At 59.8% G+C, this 21,118-nt stretch carries 19 protein-coding genes; 5 read left to right on the top strand and 14 right to left on the bottom strand.

All coding sequences use genetic code 11. From position 1 onward, the window contains the following. The first annotated feature begins 66 nt into the window (after positions 1–66). A complete protein-coding gene (locus tag ACSOSP_RS23145; RefSeq protein ID WP_455313244.1) occupies positions 67–963 on the top strand; it encodes an alpha/beta hydrolase family protein in 897 nt (298 codons plus the stop codon). 57 nt (positions 964–1,020) lie between these two features. Here the strand turns inward: ACSOSP_RS23145 and ACSOSP_RS23150 are convergent, their stop codons facing one another. The 3 genes from ACSOSP_RS23150 to ACSOSP_RS23160 all read right to left on the bottom strand — a co-directional run bounded on the left by ACSOSP_RS23150 (position 1,021) and on the right by ACSOSP_RS23160 (position 2,855). Beyond that, on the bottom strand, positions 1,021–1,230 hold the full coding sequence (locus tag ACSOSP_RS23150) for a hypothetical protein (protein ID WP_455313245.1): 210 nt from the start codon (positions 1,228–1,230) through the stop codon (positions 1,021–1,023). Between the two features lie 169 nt (positions 1,231–1,399). Then, the gene (locus ACSOSP_RS23155) at positions 1,400–2,296 is read right to left on the bottom strand and encodes a patatin-like phospholipase family protein (protein ID WP_455313246.1); all 897 of its coding nucleotides are present in this window, start codon (positions 2,294–2,296) and stop codon (positions 1,400–1,402) included. Between the two features lie 313 nt (positions 2,297–2,609). Then, a complete protein-coding gene (locus ACSOSP_RS23160; RefSeq protein ID WP_455313247.1) occupies positions 2,610–2,855 on the bottom strand; it encodes a DUF4148 domain-containing protein in 246 nt (81 codons plus the stop codon). A gap of 491 nt (positions 2,856–3,346) precedes the next feature. On the opposite strand from ACSOSP_RS23160, the gene ACSOSP_RS23165 reads away from it, so the two are divergent. Next, a complete protein-coding gene (locus ACSOSP_RS23165; RefSeq protein ID WP_031360023.1) occupies positions 3,347–3,556 on the top strand; it encodes a hypothetical protein in 210 nt (69 codons plus the stop codon). A gap of 125 nt (positions 3,557–3,681) precedes the next feature. On the opposite strand, the gene ACSOSP_RS23170 is transcribed toward ACSOSP_RS23165, so the two are convergent. Then, a complete protein-coding gene (locus ACSOSP_RS23170) occupies positions 3,682–5,280 on the bottom strand; it encodes a methyl-accepting chemotaxis protein (RefSeq protein ID WP_455313248.1) in 1,599 nt (532 codons plus the stop codon). A gap of 320 nt (positions 5,281–5,600) precedes the next feature. On the opposite strand from ACSOSP_RS23170, the gene ACSOSP_RS23175 reads away from it, so the two are divergent. Further along, on the top strand, positions 5,601–6,668 hold the full coding sequence (locus ACSOSP_RS23175; protein ID WP_455313249.1) for an SGNH/GDSL hydrolase family protein: 1,068 nt from the start codon (positions 5,601–5,603) through the stop codon (positions 6,666–6,668). A gap of 9 nt (positions 6,669–6,677) precedes the next feature. Here ACSOSP_RS23175 and ACSOSP_RS23180 read toward each other — a convergent pair whose 3' ends face one another. The 5 genes from ACSOSP_RS23180 to ACSOSP_RS23200 all read right to left on the bottom strand — a co-directional run bounded on the left by ACSOSP_RS23180 (position 6,678) and on the right by ACSOSP_RS23200 (position 12,908). Further along, positions 6,678–7,529 carry a carbohydrate ABC transporter permease gene (locus tag ACSOSP_RS23180; RefSeq protein ID WP_455313250.1) on the bottom strand — a complete coding sequence of 284 codons (852 nt, stop codon included), beginning with the start codon at positions 7,527–7,529 and terminating at the stop codon, positions 6,678–6,680. Positions 7,530–7,542: 13 nt separating this feature from the next. Then, positions 7,543–8,451: a carbohydrate ABC transporter permease gene (locus ACSOSP_RS23185; protein WP_455313251.1), complete on the bottom strand. Its 909-nt coding sequence runs from the start codon at positions 8,449–8,451 to the stop codon at positions 7,543–7,545. Positions 8,452–8,521: 70 nt separating this feature from the next. After that, the gene (locus ACSOSP_RS23190) at positions 8,522–9,766 is read right to left on the bottom strand and encodes an ABC transporter substrate-binding protein (protein ID WP_455313252.1); all 1,245 of its coding nucleotides are present in this window, start codon (positions 9,764–9,766) and stop codon (positions 8,522–8,524) included. Between the two features lie 35 nt (positions 9,767–9,801). Beyond that, entirely contained in the window at positions 9,802–11,742 is a 1,941-nt protein-coding gene (locus ACSOSP_RS23195) for a beta-galactosidase (protein WP_455313253.1), read from the bottom strand. Positions 11,743–11,753: 11 nt separating this feature from the next. Further along, positions 11,754–12,908 (bottom strand): ABC transporter ATP-binding protein, encoded by a 1,155-nt coding sequence (locus tag ACSOSP_RS23200; protein WP_455313254.1) that lies wholly within the window; start codon positions 12,906–12,908, stop codon positions 11,754–11,756. A 289-nt stretch (positions 12,909–13,197) separates the two neighbouring features. On the opposite strand from ACSOSP_RS23200, the gene ACSOSP_RS23205 reads away from it, so the two are divergent. Next, entirely contained in the window at positions 13,198–14,214 is a 1,017-nt protein-coding gene (locus ACSOSP_RS23205; protein ID WP_455313255.1) for a LacI family DNA-binding transcriptional regulator, read from the top strand. 20 nt (positions 14,215–14,234) lie between these two features. On the opposite strand, the gene ACSOSP_RS23210 is transcribed toward ACSOSP_RS23205, so the two are convergent. Beyond that, positions 14,235–15,620: a dihydrolipoyl dehydrogenase family protein gene (locus ACSOSP_RS23210; RefSeq protein ID WP_455313256.1), complete on the bottom strand. Its 1,386-nt coding sequence runs from the start codon at positions 15,618–15,620 to the stop codon at positions 14,235–14,237. A gap of 325 nt (positions 15,621–15,945) precedes the next feature. On the opposite strand from ACSOSP_RS23210, the gene ACSOSP_RS23215 reads away from it, so the two are divergent. Then, positions 15,946–16,863 (top strand): cupin domain-containing protein, encoded by a 918-nt coding sequence (locus ACSOSP_RS23215; RefSeq protein WP_455313257.1) that lies wholly within the window; start codon positions 15,946–15,948, stop codon positions 16,861–16,863. A 27-nt stretch (positions 16,864–16,890) separates the two neighbouring features. Here ACSOSP_RS23215 and ACSOSP_RS23220 read toward each other — a convergent pair whose 3' ends face one another. The 4 genes from ACSOSP_RS23220 to ACSOSP_RS23235 form a co-directional block, all read right to left on the bottom strand. Next, positions 16,891–17,241: a DOPA 4,5-dioxygenase family protein gene (locus ACSOSP_RS23220; RefSeq protein ID WP_455313645.1), complete on the bottom strand. Its 351-nt coding sequence runs from the start codon at positions 17,239–17,241 to the stop codon at positions 16,891–16,893. A 154-nt stretch (positions 17,242–17,395) separates the two neighbouring features. Next, complete coding sequence (gene tssE, locus ACSOSP_RS23225; RefSeq protein ID WP_455313258.1) at positions 17,396–17,824, bottom strand: type VI secretion system baseplate subunit TssE; 429 nt, start codon at positions 17,822–17,824, stop codon at positions 17,396–17,398. Further along, positions 17,821–20,514 (bottom strand): type VI secretion system ATPase TssH, encoded by a 2,694-nt coding sequence (tssH, locus tag ACSOSP_RS23230; protein ID WP_455313259.1) that lies wholly within the window; start codon positions 20,512–20,514, stop codon positions 17,821–17,823. The genes tssE and tssH overlap by 4 nt, the downstream gene beginning before the upstream one ends. 109 nt (positions 20,515–20,623) lie before the next feature. Next, entirely contained in the window at positions 20,624–21,109 is a 486-nt protein-coding gene (locus tag ACSOSP_RS23235) for an Hcp family type VI secretion system effector (protein WP_455313260.1), read from the bottom strand. Between the last annotated feature and the right edge of the window lie 9 nt (positions 21,110–21,118).

The following is a 21,118-nucleotide window of genomic DNA, read 5'->3' on the forward strand; positions in this document are numbered from 1 at the left end:
CTTGCGATCTGTTGGCCGGGTCGCCGCCGCTGCATCCACTCCATCGAGCGCGGCGTATATCGCGTCATGATGCGAATCTATCGTCGACTAATACTCGCGTTGCTTACTGCGCTGCTTTCGTCACGGACGATCGCCGAGCCAATGCACCTTCAGGATTACCTTGCCCTGGCAGGTCCCCCTCCTGACGCGCGTATCGCCTATGGCCCGGCACAGTCGCAATTTGTCGAGTTGTTCCGGCCGGCCGGCGCGGGTCCTTATCCGGTGGTCGTCTTAATTCATGGCGGATGCTGGGCGCACAAATATGGTGGCCTGACCCAGGTTGCCGCAATGGGCCGCACGTTGGCGAACGAAGGAATCGCCGTGTGGAGCATTGAATACCGAGGCGTGGATGAAGACGGCGGCGGTTTTCCCGGTACCTATGAAGATATCGCGGCCGCGTTGGACAAGCTAAAGGATCAGTCGTCCGCGCTTGATATCGACATGACGCGTCTTGTGGCCGTCGGTCATTCGGCAGGCGCGCAACTCGCGCAATGGGCAGCCGCGCGGCAGCGTATCAGCACGAAGAGTCCTCTGTACGCAGCAGCACCATTGCCCATTCCAGCCGTCATAGGCCTGGGCACCTTACCCGATTTGCACGATACATGGTCGGTCGAACACGCGTGCGGTCTCGACCCCATTGCGCTTACCGGTGCACCGGAACCGGGAAGGCAAGATGTGCTGGCCGATACATCGCCCACCGGCATGCTGCCATCCGGAGCACGCACTGTGCTGATCAACGGTGAATTGGATGCGGTCGCACCGCCCGAGCTTGCAGCGCGCTATGCGGCCCTGGCCCGTCACGCAGGCACCCAGGTAATGACAATTATTATTCCCGATGCAAGCCACTACGACGAGGTGTCGACGAGTTCGCCGGTGTGGCCTGTGCTGCGCGCAGAAATACGCAAGGCACTTGACATCAGATAGCCGTCAGCCGATGGCAAGGCAAGCGTAGCCAGGCTCGCACTCCGCAAACAGGCGTTGTCACGCTTTCGCGTGCGGGGCACGAACGCTTCGCGCCCTCGCCAGCAATCGTTCACGGCCAAGATTCGTAGCCTGGGTCTGGGAAAAAACTTCTTTCGCATACCCGAGTTCGCGCAGGCGCTTCAACAGGGCGGGCGGCACTGCAGCGTCGCCATTCATTGCCAGTTCAAGAAGCCAGTTAAGCTCGAACTCAGTGAGGTCGTTGCGCATCGCTTACTCCTTAGCCAGGCAAAAATTGGCTCAGCACGGCCACCCGCAATCGCGTGCGGGTCTCTCGATAAGTTAGTGTTTAATTCAGATTGCCGGATTTCGGATAACGTTAGACGAGATACGTAAAGCGCCAACGTTCGGATGCAGTGCAGCCGCCTGTTTAATTTTTCTAGACCACTTCGGCATGCGCGTGCTCGTGCAGTCCAGCCGGGATGAACGCGTGTTCGAGGCCACCCTCGCTTAGCCACGTACGCGTCTGCCCGGCCGCACGCTCGATCAGGTGCTCGCACTGCGTGTAGTCGTAGGGCGATACATCGAGCGGACATAAGGGAGGAACAACGAAAATTTCCGCACGCGACGAATAGAACGCCAGATCACGCACAAGCTGACGCGCGATGATAAGCGTCAGCGCATGAATGGCCTGCGCGATCGCGTTGGCCGGCGGTTTCTGCAACGCACAGGCGAATCCGGCCGGCAGCACGATGATGCGTGTTGCGCCGAGCCCGACGGCTACCGAGATCGGCGTATTGTTGGCCACGCCGCCGTCGACCAGATCGACTCCGTCAATGCGTATCGGCGGAAACACCCCGGGAATCGCGGCGCTTGCAAGGACGGCGTCCACGACCGGACCGGACGAGAGAACGACTTCGTTGCCGCTCAGCATGTTGGTCGCAATAACGTGAAGCGGTATGGTCGCCTGCTCCACTCGCTCATAGGGCAAATTGTTTTCCAGCAGGATGCGCAGCGCCGCTGCTTCGACAAGGTGGGAACGGCGACTTAGCATCATCTGGAACAGTCCGAACATGCTGATCGGCATGATGTCTCGCCGCCGGATGCGGCACCACAGCAATTCCAGCATCGCTACACCTTCCGCATCGGGACGGCCGGCAAAATACGCCGCGTTGATGGCGCCCGCCGACGCGCCGATCACGCAATCCGGACGCACGCCCCAATCAAGCAACTCTCGCAACATACCCACCTCGATCGCACCGAGGCTGCCGCCGCCCGCGAATACGAAGGCGGTCAATCCCGATGAAGCGGCTAGAGGAGGATGATCAAAAGACATGTCTGCCGCTCCTGCGGGGTAATACCGGATGCAATGTGCATGAACCACCGGCGGCCAACCCGGCCAGCTTGTGCCTCGGTGTTGAGGTTACCGAAAACGGCGGCCTCGTGCGGTAACACTACGATTGTGCCCGAAGCAGCCTCGGTAGATGATCGTCGGATGGGGCTAGTGGCCCTTGAACAGATACAGTAACCGGTTCCATCATGTTGATAATTGCAACATAAGGATGACTACACAATTGGCTTGTATCAATCCGGTCAGGAATGAAACTTCACACGGCTTTGCCTTCCCGTTTCAGTGACCTACCAGTTGTTCAACGCCGGGTGAAATTCGGCGTGCCGCCCGGTCCGTACGGATCGGGGTTGCCGAAACGCGAAATGGTGCCGTCCATGCGAGCGTGGGCCAATTCCGCACGCACTTGCTCGCGCGTTTTCGGAGCTTGATTCGAAGTCGCCGCCATTGCATTTCCGTCCACAGGCTGCACGGATTGCGCGCTCGCCAGCGTCGATACACCCAGGGCCGCTACGGCCGTCATCATCATTAACTTGTTCAGTTTCATCGTTACGCTCCAAAGAGGTCGTTTATCGACCATTGACTTGCCAACGTGCCTGCGGGTACAGGGCACGCTTGGGTACAGACGCTTCATAGGGTATTTCGCCTGATTGCCAGAAGCGGTTACAGGACGCCCAAAAAGATGGTTCGCACGGAGATGAAAAGGCAATTGAAAGCCTTCGGCAAGGTGACATGGACAACGGCACCATGCGCTGGAGCAGAGCTGAAGAACGGCCGGAAAGGCCCATAACAAGAATTTACAGTGTTGCGGTTCGCGCGGTGATATTGTCATCGACGATGGCGGGCAGACGTCCGTCATTAACGTAAGACATGTCCCTCGTTGTCGCGCACTCAAAATGGGCGTATTCGTCGACGAGGCTGGAGAAGGAGGATGTGTCGCGGGTGGGAGATGCCGCTGACGGTTCCAACCGCTACGTCCTTTGATATGCGTGAACGTGAAATAGCGCGCGTTCACGTTTTAACTATACGGTGATCGACATGGGATTTTTGGATGAAGTAGGTAAAGTCGCGGGTGCAATCGCGGCAGTGGAAGCGACGGACAAGGTCGACCCGGATGCTTCAATCCTGACGAAAGGGATTGCAGCCGTGGCCGGCTTTAAAGGCGCCGGTGCGCTGGAGTCGCTGGTAGAGAAGAAAGAGGACGAAGCCGCTCCGGACGATGCGGACAGTGCCGGAGCACAGGCCTGACTTTCTGCCGCGTCAGGTCAGCCGCTGCACGGGCTGGCCTGACGTATAGCTTTCACTGGCCGCGCTGCATCACGCGGCGCTCACCACCGGCTGAATGTCCCCGCCGGATGTACGCCATCCACGCCTTAAAGCCGAAACACCTCCACAGCCTCGCTTAACGTTCTCGCCTGACCTTGCAGGGACTGTGCCGCCGCGGCGGCTTCCTCGACGAGCGCAGCGTTTTGCTGCGTGCTCTGGTCCATGGTCGCAACCGCCAGATTGACCTGCTCGATCCCCTTGCTTTGTTCGCCCGCTGCAGCGGAAATCTCCGTCACGATCTGGCAGACGCGTTCGACCGCGCTCACCACATTGCCAATGGTCGTCCCTGCGCTTTCCACCAGCGTGGATCCAGCGTCGATATGCGCGCTCGAGTCTTGAATGAGCATCTTGATCTCCTGCGCCGCCGATGCGCTGCGCTGCGCGAGATTGCGTACCTCGCCCGCCACGACCGCAAAACCGCGACCCTGTTCACCGGCACGTGCCGCTTCCACTGCCGCGTTCAGCGCCAGGATGTTGGTCTGGAAAGCGATGCCGTCGATCACGCTCGTGATCTCCGAAATTTTCTTCGAATGCGCGGCAATGCCCTGCATCGTGGTCACCACGTTACCGACGACTGCGCCTCCCTTGACGGCCATTTCCGATGCGTGCGTCGCCATCTCGCTCGCTTGCCGGGCGCTCTCGAAGCTCGCTTTCGCCGTCGCCGTGATTTGCTCCATGCTGCTTGCCGTTGTTTCCAGCGACGCCGCCTGTTGCTCTGTTCGAATGGACAGGTCGTTGTTGCCGCTGGCGATTTCCGTCGCGCCGACGTTGATCGATTCGGTGCTGGCGCGTACGGTCGTCACCGTCTCGACCAGCGATTGCTGCATCTGTTCGAGCGCGCGCAATAGCGCACCCATCTCGTTGTTGCGGCCGGTATCGACGGGATTCGTCAGGTCGCCCGCAGCGATCCGCTGGAACTGGCGAATCGCTTGCCCGACCGGTTTGACGATCGCGTTAAGCAATGCATGCCGCGCAAATGTACCGATGACCACCGACGCGAACGCCGCCGCGGCGAGAAGCCAGAGCATCATGTGAAAGCGGTCCCGGGCGCTGGTATAACGCGCCTTCTGACGCTCGGTGAGAACACCTTCAAGTGCAGCCACTTGCGCGCCGAAGTTGTTCGCCAGCGCTTCCGTTTCAGCGCCCTGCAGGGATTTGTAGGCCGAGAAATCGCTTTGGCCCAGCGCTTGGAACGAGGCGTCCAGACCGTCATGCAGATACTTCTGACGCGCGGCGACAAAGCGGGCACGCAGCGCCGTTTCAGCATCGTCCGCCGATGCGGTTGCGAGGTAGGCCCGCACTTCTTCATCCGATTGACGCAGGTCGCCGTGTGCGCCCTCGAGCAAGGCCGGTTGAACATCGCCTAGTCCGTAAAGCGCCGCAAAACTGCCCAGCGCGAGACGTGCATGCATCACGTGTTCATAGCTGCTTTTGATTTGCAGAAGCGAGTGCGTGTCTTCCGTGTACATCTTTTCAATCGCGGCATTACTGGTTTGAAGCGCGACGCCGGCCAGAGCGCTGACCGCGATCAACAGCGCGGTAAAAACCGTCAACACAAGCGTGATACTGGCCCGCAAGCTGAGGTGACTCACGAGGCTGGCAGATCCCGCAGAATGGGATATGCCAGGCGTATTTAATGTTTTCATCCGATGGTCTCCGACTGGTCGTGTGCGTTGTATCGAAGGTATATCGGCGGGCCGGAGACAGGACTGGAGGGTCTGGGATGAATAAATCAAACCAGCCCAATTAGCGGGATTCAGGCGGGTTATAAGCGATTATTTTCGGCCTTTGGGCAACTGAATAAATGAACTGTGTCGAGAGAGTTCGATGACCCGAAATTAACGTCAACGACAGTAAATGGATTGACTGCCCGAATCTCCTCCCGTGCAATGCTCAAAACTCGAGGTAGTGCAACCCGCTCAAACGAGGTTATTCTTCGGTACACCACACTACCCCGGAGTGCGCCATGCAGACAGTCCGTCGTTTCGCGATCCTTGCGTTGACATGCAGTGTCATTGGTTTGTCGCCTTCGTCGAACGCATCGGCCGACTCTGCCGATCCGCAACGCAGCATCAAGCAGGTCGTCTCGTTCGGGGACAGTCTTTCGGACGTTGGCACCTACGCGTATGCCCGGAAATTCGGCGGCGGCACCTACACCACCAATCCGGGCGCCATCTCCGTACAGCTTGTCGCGCAACATTATGGGTCGGGCTTAGCGCCAGCGTTGACAGGCGGCTTCGGGGAACCGAGCGTCGTTCATCCGGAAGGATTCGGCTACGCCCAAGGGGGCGCCCGGGTAGCTGGGCCGCCGAACCCCGGCGATGCAACGGGCGACACCGGCGAGTTACAGACTCCACTGACCTTGCAACTAGCCGCCTATCTCCAGTCGCATGCGCGCTTCAACGCACAGCAACTCGTACTGATGCAAGGTGGCGCCAACGACGTTCAGGATGCCTATGATGCATGGGCGGGAATGATTGCGAGCGGAGGCGACCCGGCCGCTTCGTTGCAAGCAGTGCTACCGGCGCTGCAACAGGCGGCGCAACAATTTGCGGGGCTGGTGCATACCGTGCAGCAACATGGCGCCACTCATATCGTCGTACAAAACGTACCGGACATCAGCAAGGCGCCGATCGCAAACCTTGCCGAGCAGCAACTGCCAGGTTCCGCGAAAGTGCTGCGGCGGCTGGCGCAGGCATTCAACGCCGCGCTGGATGATGCGCTCCCTTCATCGCCGGCCGTGCTGCGGATCGATGCATTTACGTTCATCGATGAGGTGTCAGCGAACTATCGCCAGCTTGGTTTTCGCTTCGACGGCAGCGTTGGCACCAACGTAGCATGCACCCCGGCGAACCTGCCCCCGGCTTTTCAAGCCGATGACACCAGCGCGCTCTTCTGCTCACGTTCAACGTATGTCTCCGCGCATGCCGACACCCTCTACATGTTCGCCGACGCCTATCACCCGACCACTCACCTGCAAAAAATCATAGCGGACTACGTGGTGATCCGGATCGACGAGTGGTTGCACGGATAGGTCATCGCCCTAGCCCTTCGTTGCCCCGAAAGTGAGCCCGGCAACGAAGTGCCGCTGCATGGCGAAGAACATCATGACCGACGGCAACGCGGCGAGTATGGACCCCGCCGAAACCAGGTTCCACGACGTCACCCACTGGCCCTTGAGCGCGGCGACACCCACGGTAATGGGTGCTGCCTCGTCTCCCGTGGTGAGACACAGCGCCCAAAAGTAGTCGTTCCACACGAACGTAAAGACCAGGATTGCCAGCGCGGCCAATGCCGGACGAATCAGCGGCAAGACGATGCGAAAGAACACCGTCCACTCATTCGCCCCTTCAATACGTGCGGCTTCGACCAACTCGAACGGCAACTGCTTGATGAAATTGCGCAGGAACAGCGCGCAAAAACCGGTCTGAAACGAGACATGGAACAGGATCAACGCGCCGACGGTATTGAAGATGCCCATCTGCAACGACAGGTCCCGCACCGGGATCATCAGGATCTGGATAGGCACGAAGTTGCCCGCGACAAACGTTGCGAATAACGCGGTATTACCCCGGAACGAATAGATCGCCAGTGCGAAACCGGCCATGGACGCCAGCACGATCGACCCGACTACAGCCGGCACGGTAATGAGCACGCTGTTCCACAAGTAGTGGAGCATCGGTGAAGTCGTCAGCGCGTCGCTGTAGTTTGCGATCAGCGAAAAGTGCCTCGGCCAACCCCAGTAATTGCCCTCGACGAGTTCATCGGAGGAACGAATGGACGTCACCATTACCGCTATCAGTGGCAACAACCAGATCACCAGCGCGACCGGCAACGACATCTTGTAAAGCACCCGGTTCGCGGGCTTCCACTTGGCGACGGGCATTGGAAACATGGCGCTCTCCTGCTTATTGCTCGGTGCGCAACATTCTGCGCAAGTGATAGACGATGTACACCATCATGATCGCGAACAGCACCACGGCAATCGCGGCGGAATAGCCGATGCGGTAGTACTTGATCGCCTGGTCGTACATGTAATAGGCCAGCACGGTCGAGCTTTCGAACGGACCGCCGCCGCTCATGACGGAGATCAGGTCGAAGCTGCGCAACGCGCCGATGATCGTGACCACGATCGCCATGAACGTGGTCGGCCGGAGTTGCGGCAGGACGACGTGCCACAGCATGGTCCAGCCCTTCGCGCCTTCCATGCGGGCCGCTTCTATCTGCTCGGAATTAAGTGATGTCAATCCGGTCAGGTACAGGATCATGCAGTAGGCGGTCTGCGGCCAGAGCGCCGCGAAGATGATCCCGAAGGTCACGTAGTGCGGATCGCCAAGGACCGGCACGCCATGCCCGAGGATCAGCTTCAGCAAGCCGAAGGTCGGGTCGTAGAACCAGCTGAACATCAAGCCGACCACCACGCCGGACAGCACGAACGGTGCGAAGAACAGCGACTTCACCATGCGGATGCCTCTTACCGCCTGGTTCAGGTACAACGCAACGGCGAGGCCCATCGGCGGCGCCAGCAGGAACAGGATCAGCCACAAGACGTTATTCTTCAGCGCGGTATAGAACGTGGGCGCATGAAACAGTTCGACGTAGTTGTCGAAGCCGACAAAGGTCTTGTCCGTCATCCCGTCCCAGTTGTAAAAGCTGAGCCTGAGACTGGAGAAGATCGGCCAGATCACATAGATCGCGACCATGATGCAGGCCGGCGCAAGGAACAGGAACGCGGCAAGGCGCTGCTGACGCGCAGTAGCCGACATCTTTCTGCAGCGCCTGGTTTTGATCGCCGGAACACTGAGGGTTTCGGACATGTCTTGCTCTCCGTGATCCCGATTTTGTTCAACGCGGCGGCTCGCAGCAATCGCGAGCCGCCGTCCCGCACTACTTCTTGTAGATACGCTTGCGCGTGGCTTCGAGCTGCGCCAGGATCGCGTCAAGCTGCGTCGGATCGGACACGAACTGCTGCATGCCCTTCATGCCTTCGTCAGCCATTTCCTTGGTCATGTCGCGGTCGTAGAACTGGGCAATGCCGCCCTTCGTCTGCGAGAGGATCTGGAAGCCGATCTTCGAGATGGGATCGTCCGGTTCCGGCGCCTTGCTGTTGGCCGGCAACGAGCCCAGGCCCTTCGCCAGTTGCGCGCTGATGTCCGGCGTTTCCGCGAATGCCAGGAACGTATGCGCGTCCGCCTTGTTCTTCGCCTTCGACGGAATATGCAGCGACTCCACCGGACCATCTTCAGCGGTAGGCACGTTGCTGTCGATGATCGGGAACTGGAAGAAGCCCATCTGCGGCTTGATGTTCTCCGGGAATCCGCCTGTGATGAACGTGCCCATCAGCATCATGGCGGCCTTGCCCTGGAACAGGAACGGCTGCACGGCGTCGAGGTCGTAGGACAGCGAGTTGTCGATGAACACCTTGTTGTCGATCAAGTCCTTCCACGCCGTGTAAACCTTCTTCACGCGCGGGTCCGTATAGGCCACGTCGCCCGCCATCAGCTTCTGATGAAACGCGTTGCCGTTGATGCGCAGGTCGAGGTAATCGAACCAGCCGGCGAGTGTCCACGCATCACGCCCTGCCACCGCGACCGGTGCAATGCCTGCTGCTTTCAGCTTCTTGCAGGCGTCGAGGAATTCAGGCCATGTCTTCGGTTCCGCGGTAATGCCCACCTTCTGGAACAAGTCCTTCCGGTAGAACATGCCCCACGCGTAATACACGGTCGGCGCCGAATATTGCTTGCCGTTGTACGTGGACGATTCCTTCGTCGACGCGTACATCCCGTTCCAGCCGTTCTTGGTCCAGTCCGGCGTCAGGTCTTCGAACAGGCCACGCTTCGCGTAATACGCCATGCGTTCGCCGTTGTGCCAGTTGACGATATCGGGCGCGACGGTTGTAAGCCAGCCGGGCAATTGCACCTTGTAGGCTTCTTCATCGACGAAGGTCACCTTCACGTCAATATCCGGATGCGCTTTCTTGAAGGCGTCAAAGGTCTGTTGCCAGACAGCGCGCTGGCTTGCCCCTTTGAACGCGATGTTCGCGGTCAAGGTGCCCGCCTGCGCAATGCTGGTCGTGGCTATTGCGACGGCCAGCGCCGCACCGGTCAGTCCGTGGCGAAACAAGGTTTTCATACGTGTCTCCTCATCGATGAGTGTTGTCTGCTTAGCTATGCTCTATAAATTGCGACGCCCTGCGGTTCTACTTCCTCCTGCCCCACTATGAAACTCGCAGCCGCCGGAACTGTGTACGGCGTCGCGTTGTAGTTGAAGACGTAAGTCAAGCCACCGCGCCGGCTGACCCGGATACCCTCGGGCAGCGGCGCCGCATCAAGGCCGGCTGCTTTCGCCACAGTCAGGAAGATATCCTGAGTGAGGGTTTCATCGAAGAGGCTGGCGAGATACAGCACTGAACCGCTGCGTACGATGGCGGGATGACCATCGGCGAACGTCGCTTCAATCTGCACGCCATGGCTCGTCTCGATGAGGTCGCGCCATTGACGCGCCTCGCCGCGTTGGCCCACTTTTTCGGTGACGTTTGGCCGCATCGATTCAACGCGCCACACGCGAATGGGGATCAGTTTGGCAATACCCTCGCCCGGCGGCAACGCAGCGGGGATCGTCAGGTTGACCGTCTTCGATCCTGTCCGAGGTCCGAGCACCACTTGCGCACCGCTTGCCGCGAGCCTGTCCGCAAAGTCCGCGGGCACCATCGGCAGCGGCGGCACCACGATCATCTTGTATCCATCCAGTGGGGCATCGACCGGGATCACATCGACATCGAGTCCAAGACTGCGCAACGCGCTGTAGTACTCGAACGCGAAGCGCGGATAGTGAAAGTCAGCGCCTTGCGGATGAATCTCGAACAGCCATTTTGCTTCGTAATCCCAAACAAGCGCAACTTTGGTGGCGACTTTGGACTCGCCGTCGGCTTCCAGAACCTGTTCGATTTCCTTCGCCACCACCGACGCTTCCGAGCCACCCATATCGAGCCGGTTATCCGGCGTGTTCAGACCTGCGTGCATCTGTTCCTGCGCGAACGGCGCTTGCCGCCAGCGGAAATACGATACACATCCGGCGCCATGCGCGAACGCCTCCCAGCTCCAGAGACGCACCATGCCCGGCAGCGGCGCGGGATTCCAGTGCGCCCAGTTCACCGGGCCCGGCTGCTGCTCCATCACCCAGAACGGCAGCTTCGACATGCCGCGATACACATCGTGATTAAACGATGCGAAGTCGGGATGACCCGTGCGCAACCACTTCGACTTGATCGACGGATCGAACCACTGCTCCTCCAGCGCGCCGAGCGGATAGCTGTCCCATGTCGCGATATCCAGGTCAGCCGCCACCTTGTAGTGATCGAATTCGGTGAATAGCTGCATGAAGTTGTGCGCGACCGGACGCTGCGGCGAATGCGCGCGAATGATGTCCGTCTGCATCCGGTTGTAGCGCACGACTTCGTCCGAGGCAAAACGCCGGTAATCCAGCCGATGAGTCGGATGCGCTTCCGTCACGGTGGCAACAGGCAGATCGATTTCGTCGAAGCTGCGGAATTCCATGCTCCAGAAGACCGTGCCCCAGGCGGTGTTGAGCGCGTCGATGCTGCCGTAGCGCTGCTTCAGCCATCCGCGAAAACGCTGCAACGCGGCAGGCGAATAACTGACCACGGTGTTGTGGCAGCCGAACTCGTTGTCTGTCTGCCAGAACGCCACGGCGGGATGCTTGCCGTAACGCTCGGCCACTGCCGTGCAAATTTTCTGCGACGCTTCGAAGAATGAAGGCGACGAAAAATCGTAGTGGCGGCGCGAGCCGAACGCACGCGGCCGGCCATCGGCGCCCACCGGCAGGATGTCCGGATGACGATCGATCAGCCACTTCGGCGGCGTCGCGGTCGGGGTGCACATGACGACCTTCAGGCCTGCGTCGGCGAGCACATCGAGTGCGCGATCCAGCCAGTCCCAGTTGTATTCACCTGGCGATGGTTCGATACGGCTCCACGCGAACTCGGCAATCCGGACGCGGTCGATGCCCAGCGCTTTCATGCGCGCCGCATCGTCTTTCCACATCGATTCCGGCCAGTGTTCCGGGTAATAACAGACTCCAAGACGCATACGGTGCGCTCCTACGCAAATTGTTGAATGGCAGCCGGTGTGACGGCGAAGCCGTCCTCGGTGAAGAGATGACAGGACGCGGGCGGCACGTTGAAGACCACGCTCTCGCCTTGCCTCGGCGTCTTGTCGCCTGGCGCCTTGGCGATCAGCACCGCGCCGCCCGGCTGATCGAGATGCAGATAGCTGTGCTCGCCGAGTTGTTCGACCAGCGACACGGTGCGGCTGATTTGTTGAGTGGATTGTTGAGTCGAGCCAGCGCTTGCGGCCGGTTCGAGATGCTCAGGACGAATGCCGAGCGTGACGGCCTGATCGGGTCGCAATGCCTCGCCGTTAGCGTGAACCTGCAGTCGCTCGTTCGTTCCGTCGAGTACAACCGACACGCTTTCCGCGCTGCCCGACACCACTCGCGCAGGCAGGAAGTTCATCCGCGGCGAGCCGATGAACCCAGCAACGAAGCGGCTTTTCGGCCGGTGATACAACTCGAGCGGCGCGCCCACCTGCGCAATGCTGCCGTATTTCGCCGTGTCAGCGCCTGCATGCAGCAGGACGATCTTGTCGGCGAGCGTCATGGCTTCAATCTGGTCATGAGTCACGTAGACAACGCTGGCGGTATTGAACTGCTTGTGCAGGCGCGCGATCTCGACCCGCGTCTGGCCGCGCAAGGTTGCATCGAGATTGGAGAGGGGTTCATCAAAGAGAAATACGCCTGGACTCCGAACGATTGCCCGGCCGATTGCCACGCGTTGCCGCTGGCCGCCGGACAACTCCTTCGGCCTGCGCTCAAGCAACGCTTCGAGTTGCAGCACGCGTGCGGCTTCCTTCACTTTCCGATCGATCACGTCCTTCGGTGTCTTCGCGAGCGTCAGGCCGAATGCCATGTTCTGGTAGACGGTCATGTGCGGAAAGAGCGCGTAGCTCTGGAACACCATCGCGACACCGCGCTGCGCGGCCGGCACTTCATTGACGAGTTTGTCGTCGATATACAGGTCGCCGTCCGTGATATCTTCCAGGCCTGCGATCATGCGCAGCAACGTGGATTTACCGCATCCCGAAGGGCCGAGGAATACGCAGAATTCGTGCTCGCCGATCTCCAGATCGACATCACGAATCACGAGTGCGTGATCGCCGTACGCTTTTTGAACCGATCGTAACGAGATGCTCGCCATGCCGACGTCTCCGTGTTTTACCGGGGAGACAATCGAAGGTTAAGCGCTTAACCTTCTGCCTGTGAAAAAACGATCCGTGTTCGGGATCGCGTTGACCGGCTGTCTCCGTCTATGTTTTTAGCTGCCTTGGGTGTCAAATCTAGCGGCGTTGGGCGATTTACACAAATGCCGGGAAGCCATCCCAAAATATGGACACAAGCACTGAGAGCTAGCCGAAGCCGCCACCCCGGCGACAGCTCACTGAAACTAGCCGATGTTGCCCACGCGTTAACCCTTGCTCAGAGATTCGATGACTACTCTTGCCGAAGTCGCACTACGCGCCGGCGTCACGCCGGCAACCGTGTCCAACGTGCTGCGCAATCGCGGCAAGGTGGGCGCCGCGACACGTCAGCGCGTGCTCGATGCGGTGGAGGCATTAGGCTATCGGCCGCACCTGACCGCGCGGGCGCTGGCCGAAGGAAGCGCGCCCACTCTTGCGCTGATGGTGACCAGTATCGCGAACCCGTTTTATCCGGAGTTCGCGCTGGCGGCGGAACGGGCTGCCCGCAAGAACGGACGCTTCCTGATCGTATGTAATACGAACGAAGATCCAGTGATCAGCCGCGCGTACCTGGACCAGATTGCGGGGACCTTATCGGAAGGCGTGCTCGTGATGAACTCCCGAATCGCTTTCGACGATCTTCACACCACGCGCGCACGCGGTACGCCGGTCGTGCTGTGCATGTGGGAACGCCCGGATGTATCGCCGGGATTGCCTTGCGTCGCGGTCGATTTTTTTGCGGCTGGGGCGCTGGCCGCACAGCATCTGCTGGAACTCGGGCATACGCGGATTGCCGCGATTATCGGCAGTCAGCCGGATGGCGTGCAGGCAGCGCGATATGCAGGCTTTTGTCACACGCTGAAGGCTGCGGGCGTGGGGCATCCGGCGCAGGAGGCGCGTTTTACCCGCGACGCCGTCCAGGGTGGCTACGAGGCCGCGTGTGAATTGCTAACTGAGCATGCGGACCTGACCGCCATCTTCGCGACCAACGACTTGCCTGCGTTAGGCGCGATGCATGCCGCCGCGGATCGCGGTATGCGGATTCCCGGCGACCTGTCGGTCATCGGCATTACCGACATTCAACTGGCACGCGAATCGCGGCCGGGGTTATCGACGGTTGCTGTTCCTACCGATGCCGCCGCTACCATGGCCGTGGAGTTGCTGGAAGCGTTGATCGAAAGCGGCGGCCACTGCGAGACGCCCATGCGGGTAGCGCCACCGCCCATGCTTGTCCAAAGGGCATCGACGGGACCGGTGCGTAGTTGAAGCCCTGACATGAAGCGCTATTACGCCCTTTCAGGGATCTTCGCCAACAGCATGTTCAGCCCTTCCGCGATGGTCGGGTGCGAGAGGATCGCGTCCCGGACCGCTGTGTACGGAAGCTTGCCGAGCATGGCCATCTGCACGGTCGCCACCACTTCGCCCGCGTTCGAACCGAGCATCGTGAAGCCGAGGATGCGATCCGATTGCGCATCCACGATCGCTTTCATGAAGCCGTGCATGTCGCCGGTCGTACGGGCGCGGGGGACGGATGCCATCGGCAGCTTGGCCACGCGCACGGCGATGCCTTGGCGTTGCGCATCGCTTTCGTTGATGCCGACGCGTCCAAGCTCCGGCTCGATAAACATCGCGTATGGAATGAGGCGATCGCGCGTGGTCAGGTTGCCGCCCGCGAGTTGCGACTTGAGCACGCGATAATCATCGAACGATGCATGCGTGAACATGGGCGTTCCAGCGACTTCACCGATCGCCCATGTGTTTGGCGCCGATGTTGCAAGGCGCTCATCGACTTTGATAAATCCGCGTTCATCGAGCGCTACACCCGCCACGTCCAGTCCAATGCCTGAGGTGCGCGGCACCCTGCCTGTGGCCACCAGCAGATGCGTGCCTGTTACGCGCGTGTTGTCGCTAAGCTCAACGCTCACCGATTGTCCTGAGCGGCCGCTGACCTGCAGGGGTTTGACCGACACCCTCACGTCTATCCCTTCGCCCGCCAGGATCGATTCGATGGCATCCGTGACGTCGCTATCCTCGCGCATGGCGACCCGTGGCGCCTCTTGCACGACGGTTACCTTACTGCCGAGCCGACGGAATGCCTGCGCCATTTCCAGGCCGATATAACCCCCGCCGATCACGATCAGATGCTCCGGCAGCGAGTCGAGTTCGAGAGCGTCGACGTGCGTCATGGGGGCGGCATCGCGCAGCCCGGGAATATCCGGAATCGCGGCGTACGTCCCCGTGTTGATGAACACTTGAACGCCCTCGACCACGCGTTCCTGTCCGTTGTTCATCGCCACCTGAATGCGGCGTGGTCCCACGAAATGTCCGGTGCCGAGAATCAGGTCGAAGCCTGATGCTTCGAACGCTTTTGCGTTGATATCGACCATGCCGTCCACGACCTCACGCACCCAGCGGTGAACTTGCTTCATGTCGACCTTGGCATCGGGCGCGCCACCGTCCAATACGTCTGCGGAATGCACAGCGTGCATGATGCGCGCAGTTTGGATCAGCGCCTTGCTTGGAATACAAGCTACGTTGATACACGAACCGCCGATCATTCCCTCCTCGACGACCGCCACGCGTTTGCCTGCTTTGGCGAGTTCCATCGCCAGCGTCTTGCCGCCCTTTCCACCGCCCAGAAACACGTATTCGAATTGTTCGACCGTTGTCATTTCAGTTCCCTTTCCAAGGTTTTCGCATAGCTGAACCGGGCCGGTATGGGACGATTTGCACTATGCCGAGAGAGCGGGTTTGCTTCGATACGTACAACCCTGCCCCCGCCATGACGTAAATGTAGACGTCGGAGCATCGAATCTCCATGCCGGACCGGCTCGAATGGATGCGCGTTCGTCTCAATGCGGGGATTTCATTGCAGACGAACTGCGTCGGAGGGGTCCGGGTTCATGCAAGCCCAAGTCGATCATCGCGCGCTGCGTTCTCCGGTAAGATCGCTACGCCGCCTTTCAACCCTTGCAACTCGCGCCGACCCGCTCAACCATGGATGCACTCGACCGGCTGATCCAGTTATCCCGTCTGCAAGGCGCGCTCGACTTGCGCTGTCTTCTGAGCGGCCAGTGGGAACTGGACCATCCGCCGGCTCCGCCGAGCGAAGCCGTCTATCACGTGGTGCTTGCCGGAAGCTGTCTCCTCAAATTCCGCGGGAAAGCGGACGTGCGGCTGGAGACTGGCGATATTGTCATGTTGCCGCGCGGCGATGCCCACGTGTTGCAGGGACTCGATCCGGCTAACGGCGGCGAACAGGTTGAGATGGAAAGCCGGGATAACGGCGTGGTGACGGTCCGCTCGAATTGCGGGCCGAATGCCGCGAGCCTCGATTTGCTATGTGGCCGCTTTAACTACGCGGCGAATGCATTGCTTATCGATGTGCTGCCGGATCTCGTGAAGATGTCCTTTGCCCGCGCCGATGTCCCCGACCTCACACGCATGGTCGGCATGATGCGCAAGGAGGCGAGCGACGCAGCGCCGGGCGCGCATTCGATCGTGTCCGCGCTTTCCACGGCGCTGTTCACGCTGTTGCTGCGGGCGCATCTTGAGCAACAGCCATCCACCACCGATGTACTCGCGCTGCTCGCGCATCCGCGGCTTGGGGCGTCGGTGATTGCCATGCTGGAGCGGCCGGCTGAACCATGGACGATCGAGATGCTGGCGCAACAATCGGCAATGTCACGCGCCACCTACATGCGAACGTTCAGCGCACTCACCGAAGACTCGCCGATGTCCCTGCTCACCCGCATTCGCATGCAGCTTGCGGGGACCTTGCTGACGCGTACATCGAAGAGCATTGCCGAGATTGCTGACGATGTGGGTTATCAGTCGGAATCGGCGTTCAGCAAGAAGTTCAAGGACACGTATGGGGTTGGGCCGGGCGGGTTCAGGCAAGCGCGGGGGGCTTAGAGTTCGGTGGGGGGCGTTCTGCTTTGGTCAGGCCATGAAGTTGTCGAGCAACAGTTCATGCGAATGGCCAATCCACACGGCGGCGTCGCGGTGGTCTCGCAATGGGTCGCCGGTATTGGGATGGAGGAAAACGTCCAGCGCTCCGTGGTTAAGCGTCAGCCATTCGACGATGTCGGCAAATTGCGCACGCTCGAAAGCGAGTTGATACGACCATTTGGGATGCGGGCCCACGGGCTTCTCGTGGAAACGGCCGAGCTGGAGGGCATCGCCGAAATGGGCTGCGATTTCTTCGCGGAATTGCCAGGCGGTGTCGCGGGTGGCGGCGTCGAAGTAGATGTGGGCGTGCCAGGTTTGGATGGGGGAGGTGGGGAGGGTCATGGGGGTGGGTTGGTTGCGCGGGAAAATCCGTTGCCGGGCGCAGTGATCAGCCTGGTGCGGATATTCTATTACCACGATGCCCATCCTGCTCGCGTTAGCGCCAATGCCGAAATTCGCACCTCACGTCTCCTGTGCGATGCACACATCAAGCCTGCTACCGGTCCACGTCATCACGCGTTGTAAGCCGGGCTTGCCCCTCTGGCGTGAAATACGTGCCATAGCGCACCAGTCCCCCTTGATGCAATTCACAAGTCATCGTGAAACTGAGCAACATGCCGTCCTCTGGATCGGCGGAAGCTATATCGATCGATTTCAAACGCGGCTCGTACTTGAGCAACGTATCTTCAATCTCCCGGCGAAGCGTATGCGCCGAGGCCGGCATGTGCTTATAAATCCTCGACAGATCGCCGAGCCCATAGTCAGGCAGATGCGCAAGACTTTCGCGGCGGCTATTTAAAATGCGCTGAATGTTGTCGCGCACCGACAGGAACGTTTGCTGGTTGCGGCTGTGAAGATCGATGGGATCGCCGTTCGCAAAATGACCGGTTATCGCTTCAAACAGTCCAGGTCCGCCACGCGTCATGCGGGTAACCCGCCGGTGCTTGCGATGGCTTCCTCGAAATCGACCGCGATTCCGGTTTCGTCGGAGTACGACAACCTGAGCGCATGGAGCGTTTGAGCTTGCGCGACGCGCACCAGCAATTCCCGCGAAAGCACGGGCAGAATCTGCTGGTCGAGCAGGCTATCGATATCGCGCGCTCCCGAATCCGGTAATTGGCAGGCACGAACGAGTTCACTGATTAAAGCGTCGTCACAGATGAGCGGTACGTTGAACTTACGCTCGATGCGCTGCGCCACCTTCGCGAGCTTCATGCGCACGATCGTGGCCATCGCGTCTGAAGAGAGCGGTCGGTACACAACCGTCTGGAAGCGAGCGAGCAGCGCGGGTTGGAAGTGTTCGATCAACGTTGGCCTGATTGCCTCCATCAACATGCCCGTGGTCACCTCACCGCCGGCTTCGACCACCGCCTCCTGCGCGGCCATGATCAGGTCGCTGCCCAGATTCGATGTCATCACGATCACCGTGTTGCGGAAGTCGATCAAGCGTCCTTCACCGTCGCGCATGAAACCGCGATCGAAGACTCGGTAGAAGATGTTCAACACATCCCGATGCGCTTTCTCCACTTCATCGAGCAGGATCACGCTGTAAGGGCGCCGGCGCACGGCTTCGGTCAGCACACCACCCTGTCCGTAACCGACGTAGCCTGGTGGCGAGCCTTTGAGCTGAGAGACCGTGTGGGCTTCCTGATACTCGGAGAGATTGATCGTCAGAAGTGCCCGTTCTCCGCCGAACATCAGGTCGGCAAGCGCTCGTGCCGTTTCCGTCTTGCCAACGCCTGAGGGTCCGACAAGCAGAAACACACCAAGCGGGGCATCCTCAGATTTAAGGCCGGCCTTCGCCGCACGGAGGCTTTTTCCGAGTGCGGTCAAGGCATCGTCCTGGCCGACCACCACCTGCCCCAGCCGCGTTTCCAATTCCAACAGCGTGGCAAGTTCGTCCGATAGCAAACTGCCCACCGGCACGCCCGTCCAGTCGGCAATCACACGGGCAATCGCGGTTTCATCGACTTCTGCGTGGATCAAGGCGTCGTTGCCATGTTGGGCGAGTTGGTCATGCGCCTGTCTGATCGATGGCTGCAAGTCACGACGCTCGGTTTCATCGGTTGCCGCATGCCACCGAGCACGTAGCGCGAACAACGTTTCGATCGCATCCTTCTGCTGCGCGAATTCAACTTCCAGTCGGACCAGCTCGCGCGTGAGCGTTTCCATCCGCGCATCGATAGAAGCAAGACGCTCCGCATATTCCACCGACGTCGCACCTTCATCATGCCGCAATGCCGAGCGCTCTACTTCGAGCGCTGCGTGTTCTGCCCGCCGTGTCGAGATGGCGATCGGGGTTGCGTCGAGACTCATGCGCACGCGTGCTGCCGCTGTGTCCAGTAAGTCGACCGCCTTGTCCGGCAGCTGCCGTCCGGTGAGATATCGACGCGATAAGCGAACCGCCGCGCCTACAGCGGCGTCAGTGATGTGCACACCATGGTGTTGCGCGTAGCGCTCCTTCAAACCGCGTAGCATCAGGCACGCGTTGTCGTCGTCAGGTTCATCGACTTTGACCATCTGAAAACGCCGTTCAAGAGCGGCGTCACGTTCGAAGTATTGTTTGTATTCGGACCACGTGGTGGCAGCAATCGTGCGCAATTCGCCACGTGCAAGCGCGGGTTTCAGCAGGTTCGCAGCATCCGCGCCACCTGCTGTGTTACCAGCGCCAATCAACGTATGGGCTTCATCGATGAACAATAAAATAGGCGTGGGCGATTCCTGAACCGCCTCAATCACATTTTTCAGCCGCTGCTCGAATTCGCCTTTGACACCCGCGCCTGCTTGCAGCAAGCCAAGATCAAGCGTCAGCACGCTGACATTGCGGATCGCCGCCGGCACATCGCCTTCGATAATTTTGAGTGCGAGCCCTTCGACAAGCGCGGTCTTGCCCACCCCCGGCTCACCCACGAGGATCGGATTGTTCTTGCGGCGTCGCGCGAGGATATCGACCATCTGGCGGATTTCGACTTCGCGCCCGAACACCGGATCGATCTTGCCATCGCGTGCTTTCTGCGTGATGTCGATGGTGAAGCGCTGCAGTGCATCGGAACCAGCATGATTGGGTACTGTTGACGGCTGCTCGACATTCGCGAGCTTAATATCCGAGGCCGTCGCGCTGTCCGTTGCCGCATCCGTCCGCCCTTCCACCGACACCCGACTCAACTCCGGCATCAACCGTTCGATTTGCATGGCAGATATGCTCAACAATTGCCATGCATCGGGTGCACGCAGCAAATGCGGCATATCAGCGAGCACGGCCAGCAAGTGAGCTGAGCGAATAGTAGGCTGATCGCCGTCTAGCGAAGCGCGCAACCACGTGGCTTCCAGTATCTGTCCAAGCCGATGCGACAATCCTGGCTTACCTCGCAACTCGCGCGGCAACCGGTCGATGCTTTTAAGCAAGCCGTTCCAGATGCCATCCATATCCAGCTCATAGCGCCGCGCGATCGCCACCAGATCGCCGTCGCCAAGTTCCAGCAATTTGATCAGCCAGTGCTCGATTTCGATTTCCCGATGCGCGCGGGTCTCACAGAGGCTCGCTGCATCAGCAAGTGCACGGGCGCAGTGATCATTGAGGCGGCGCAGGAATGGCGAGAGGTCGCGAGGGATCATGGAGGATCATCGAAGAGGATGCAAAACGCACGAACCTGCGAGAGAGGCTCGTGCGAACAAACCGGTTCAGGACAAATGCTGCCACCCGTCACCGGCAACTAAAACGCACTTACGAGCGTTCGTTCCAGCTATCGGCGTGGATGATGTTGCCGTCCTTGTACGCCCACGTGATCTTCTCGTAGCGCAACTCGATCTTTTCCAGATGGTTGTGCTTTTCAAACGCAGGGTTCTTGATGTCAAGCATTTGCGGCTTGACGCTCACGACCTTGACGTTATCGAGTTGCGTGTTGAAGTACTCTTTTTCCTTACCGGCGTCGTCGATCTTGTACCACTTGATTTCGACCGACTTGAGCGTCTGGCCGCTTGTTACCGCCTTGTACAGATACGGCGTCGAGGCGTCCGTTTCCTTCGTGAACGTGACCGCGCTGTGGACACGCGTGCCTGTGAGCTTTCCCGTGTTGCCATCGGTCGGAATGTGAATGCCGTGATCGAACGCAACCACTTCGACGCTGCCTTCGCGACCGGTAACGGTAACGGAACCCTTGACGTCCGCGCCGCCATCGTCCTTGATCCACATGTATGACGGAATTGCCATTTCTTGTTT

This window comes from Caballeronia sp. KNU42 (assembly GCF_053760385.1).

Coding starts and splice junctions, on each gene's coding strand:
- ACSOSP_RS23145 (WP_455313244.1), top strand. CDS start 67: ATGATGCGAATCTATCGTCGACTAATACTCGCGTTGCTTACTGCGCTG.
- ACSOSP_RS23150 (WP_455313245.1), bottom strand. CDS start 1,230: ATGCGCAACGACCTCACTGAGTTCGAGCTTAACTGGCTTCTTGAACTG.
- ACSOSP_RS23155 (WP_455313246.1), bottom strand. CDS start 2,296: ATGTCTTTTGATCATCCTCCTCTAGCCGCTTCATCGGGATTGACCGCC.
- ACSOSP_RS23160 (WP_455313247.1), bottom strand. CDS start 2,855: ATGAAACTGAACAAGTTAATGATGATGACGGCCGTAGCGGCCCTGGGT.
- ACSOSP_RS23165 (WP_031360023.1), top strand. CDS start 3,347: ATGGGATTTTTGGATGAAGTAGGTAAAGTCGCGGGTGCAATCGCGGCA.
- ACSOSP_RS23170 (WP_455313248.1), bottom strand. CDS start 5,280: ATGAAAACATTAAATACGCCTGGCATATCCCATTCTGCGGGATCTGCC.
- ACSOSP_RS23175 (WP_455313249.1), top strand. CDS start 5,601: ATGCAGACAGTCCGTCGTTTCGCGATCCTTGCGTTGACATGCAGTGTC.
- ACSOSP_RS23180 (WP_455313250.1), bottom strand. CDS start 7,529: ATGTTTCCAATGCCCGTCGCCAAGTGGAAGCCCGCGAACCGGGTGCTT.
- ACSOSP_RS23185 (WP_455313251.1), bottom strand. CDS start 8,451: ATGTCCGAAACCCTCAGTGTTCCGGCGATCAAAACCAGGCGCTGCAGA.
- ACSOSP_RS23190 (WP_455313252.1), bottom strand. CDS start 9,766: ATGAAAACCTTGTTTCGCCACGGACTGACCGGTGCGGCGCTGGCCGTC.
- ACSOSP_RS23195 (WP_455313253.1), bottom strand. CDS start 11,742: ATGCGTCTTGGAGTCTGTTATTACCCGGAACACTGGCCGGAATCGATG.
- ACSOSP_RS23200 (WP_455313254.1), bottom strand. CDS start 12,908: ATGGCGAGCATCTCGTTACGATCGGTTCAAAAAGCGTACGGCGATCAC.
- ACSOSP_RS23205 (WP_455313255.1), top strand. CDS start 13,198: ATGACTACTCTTGCCGAAGTCGCACTACGCGCCGGCGTCACGCCGGCA.
- ACSOSP_RS23210 (WP_455313256.1), bottom strand. CDS start 15,620: ATGACAACGGTCGAACAATTCGAATACGTGTTTCTGGGCGGTGGAAAG.
- ACSOSP_RS23215 (WP_455313257.1), top strand. CDS start 15,946: ATGGATGCACTCGACCGGCTGATCCAGTTATCCCGTCTGCAAGGCGCG.
- ACSOSP_RS23220 (WP_455313645.1), bottom strand. CDS start 17,241: ATGACCCTCCCCACCTCCCCCATCCAAACCTGGCACGCCCACATCTAC.
- tssE (WP_455313258.1), bottom strand. CDS start 17,824: ATGACGCGTGGCGGACCTGGACTGTTTGAAGCGATAACCGGTCATTTT.
- tssH (WP_455313259.1), bottom strand. CDS start 20,514: ATGATCCCTCGCGACCTCTCGCCATTCCTGCGCCGCCTCAATGATCAC.
- ACSOSP_RS23235 (WP_455313260.1), bottom strand. CDS start 21,109: ATGGCAATTCCGTCATACATGTGGATCAAGGACGATGGCGGCGCGGAC.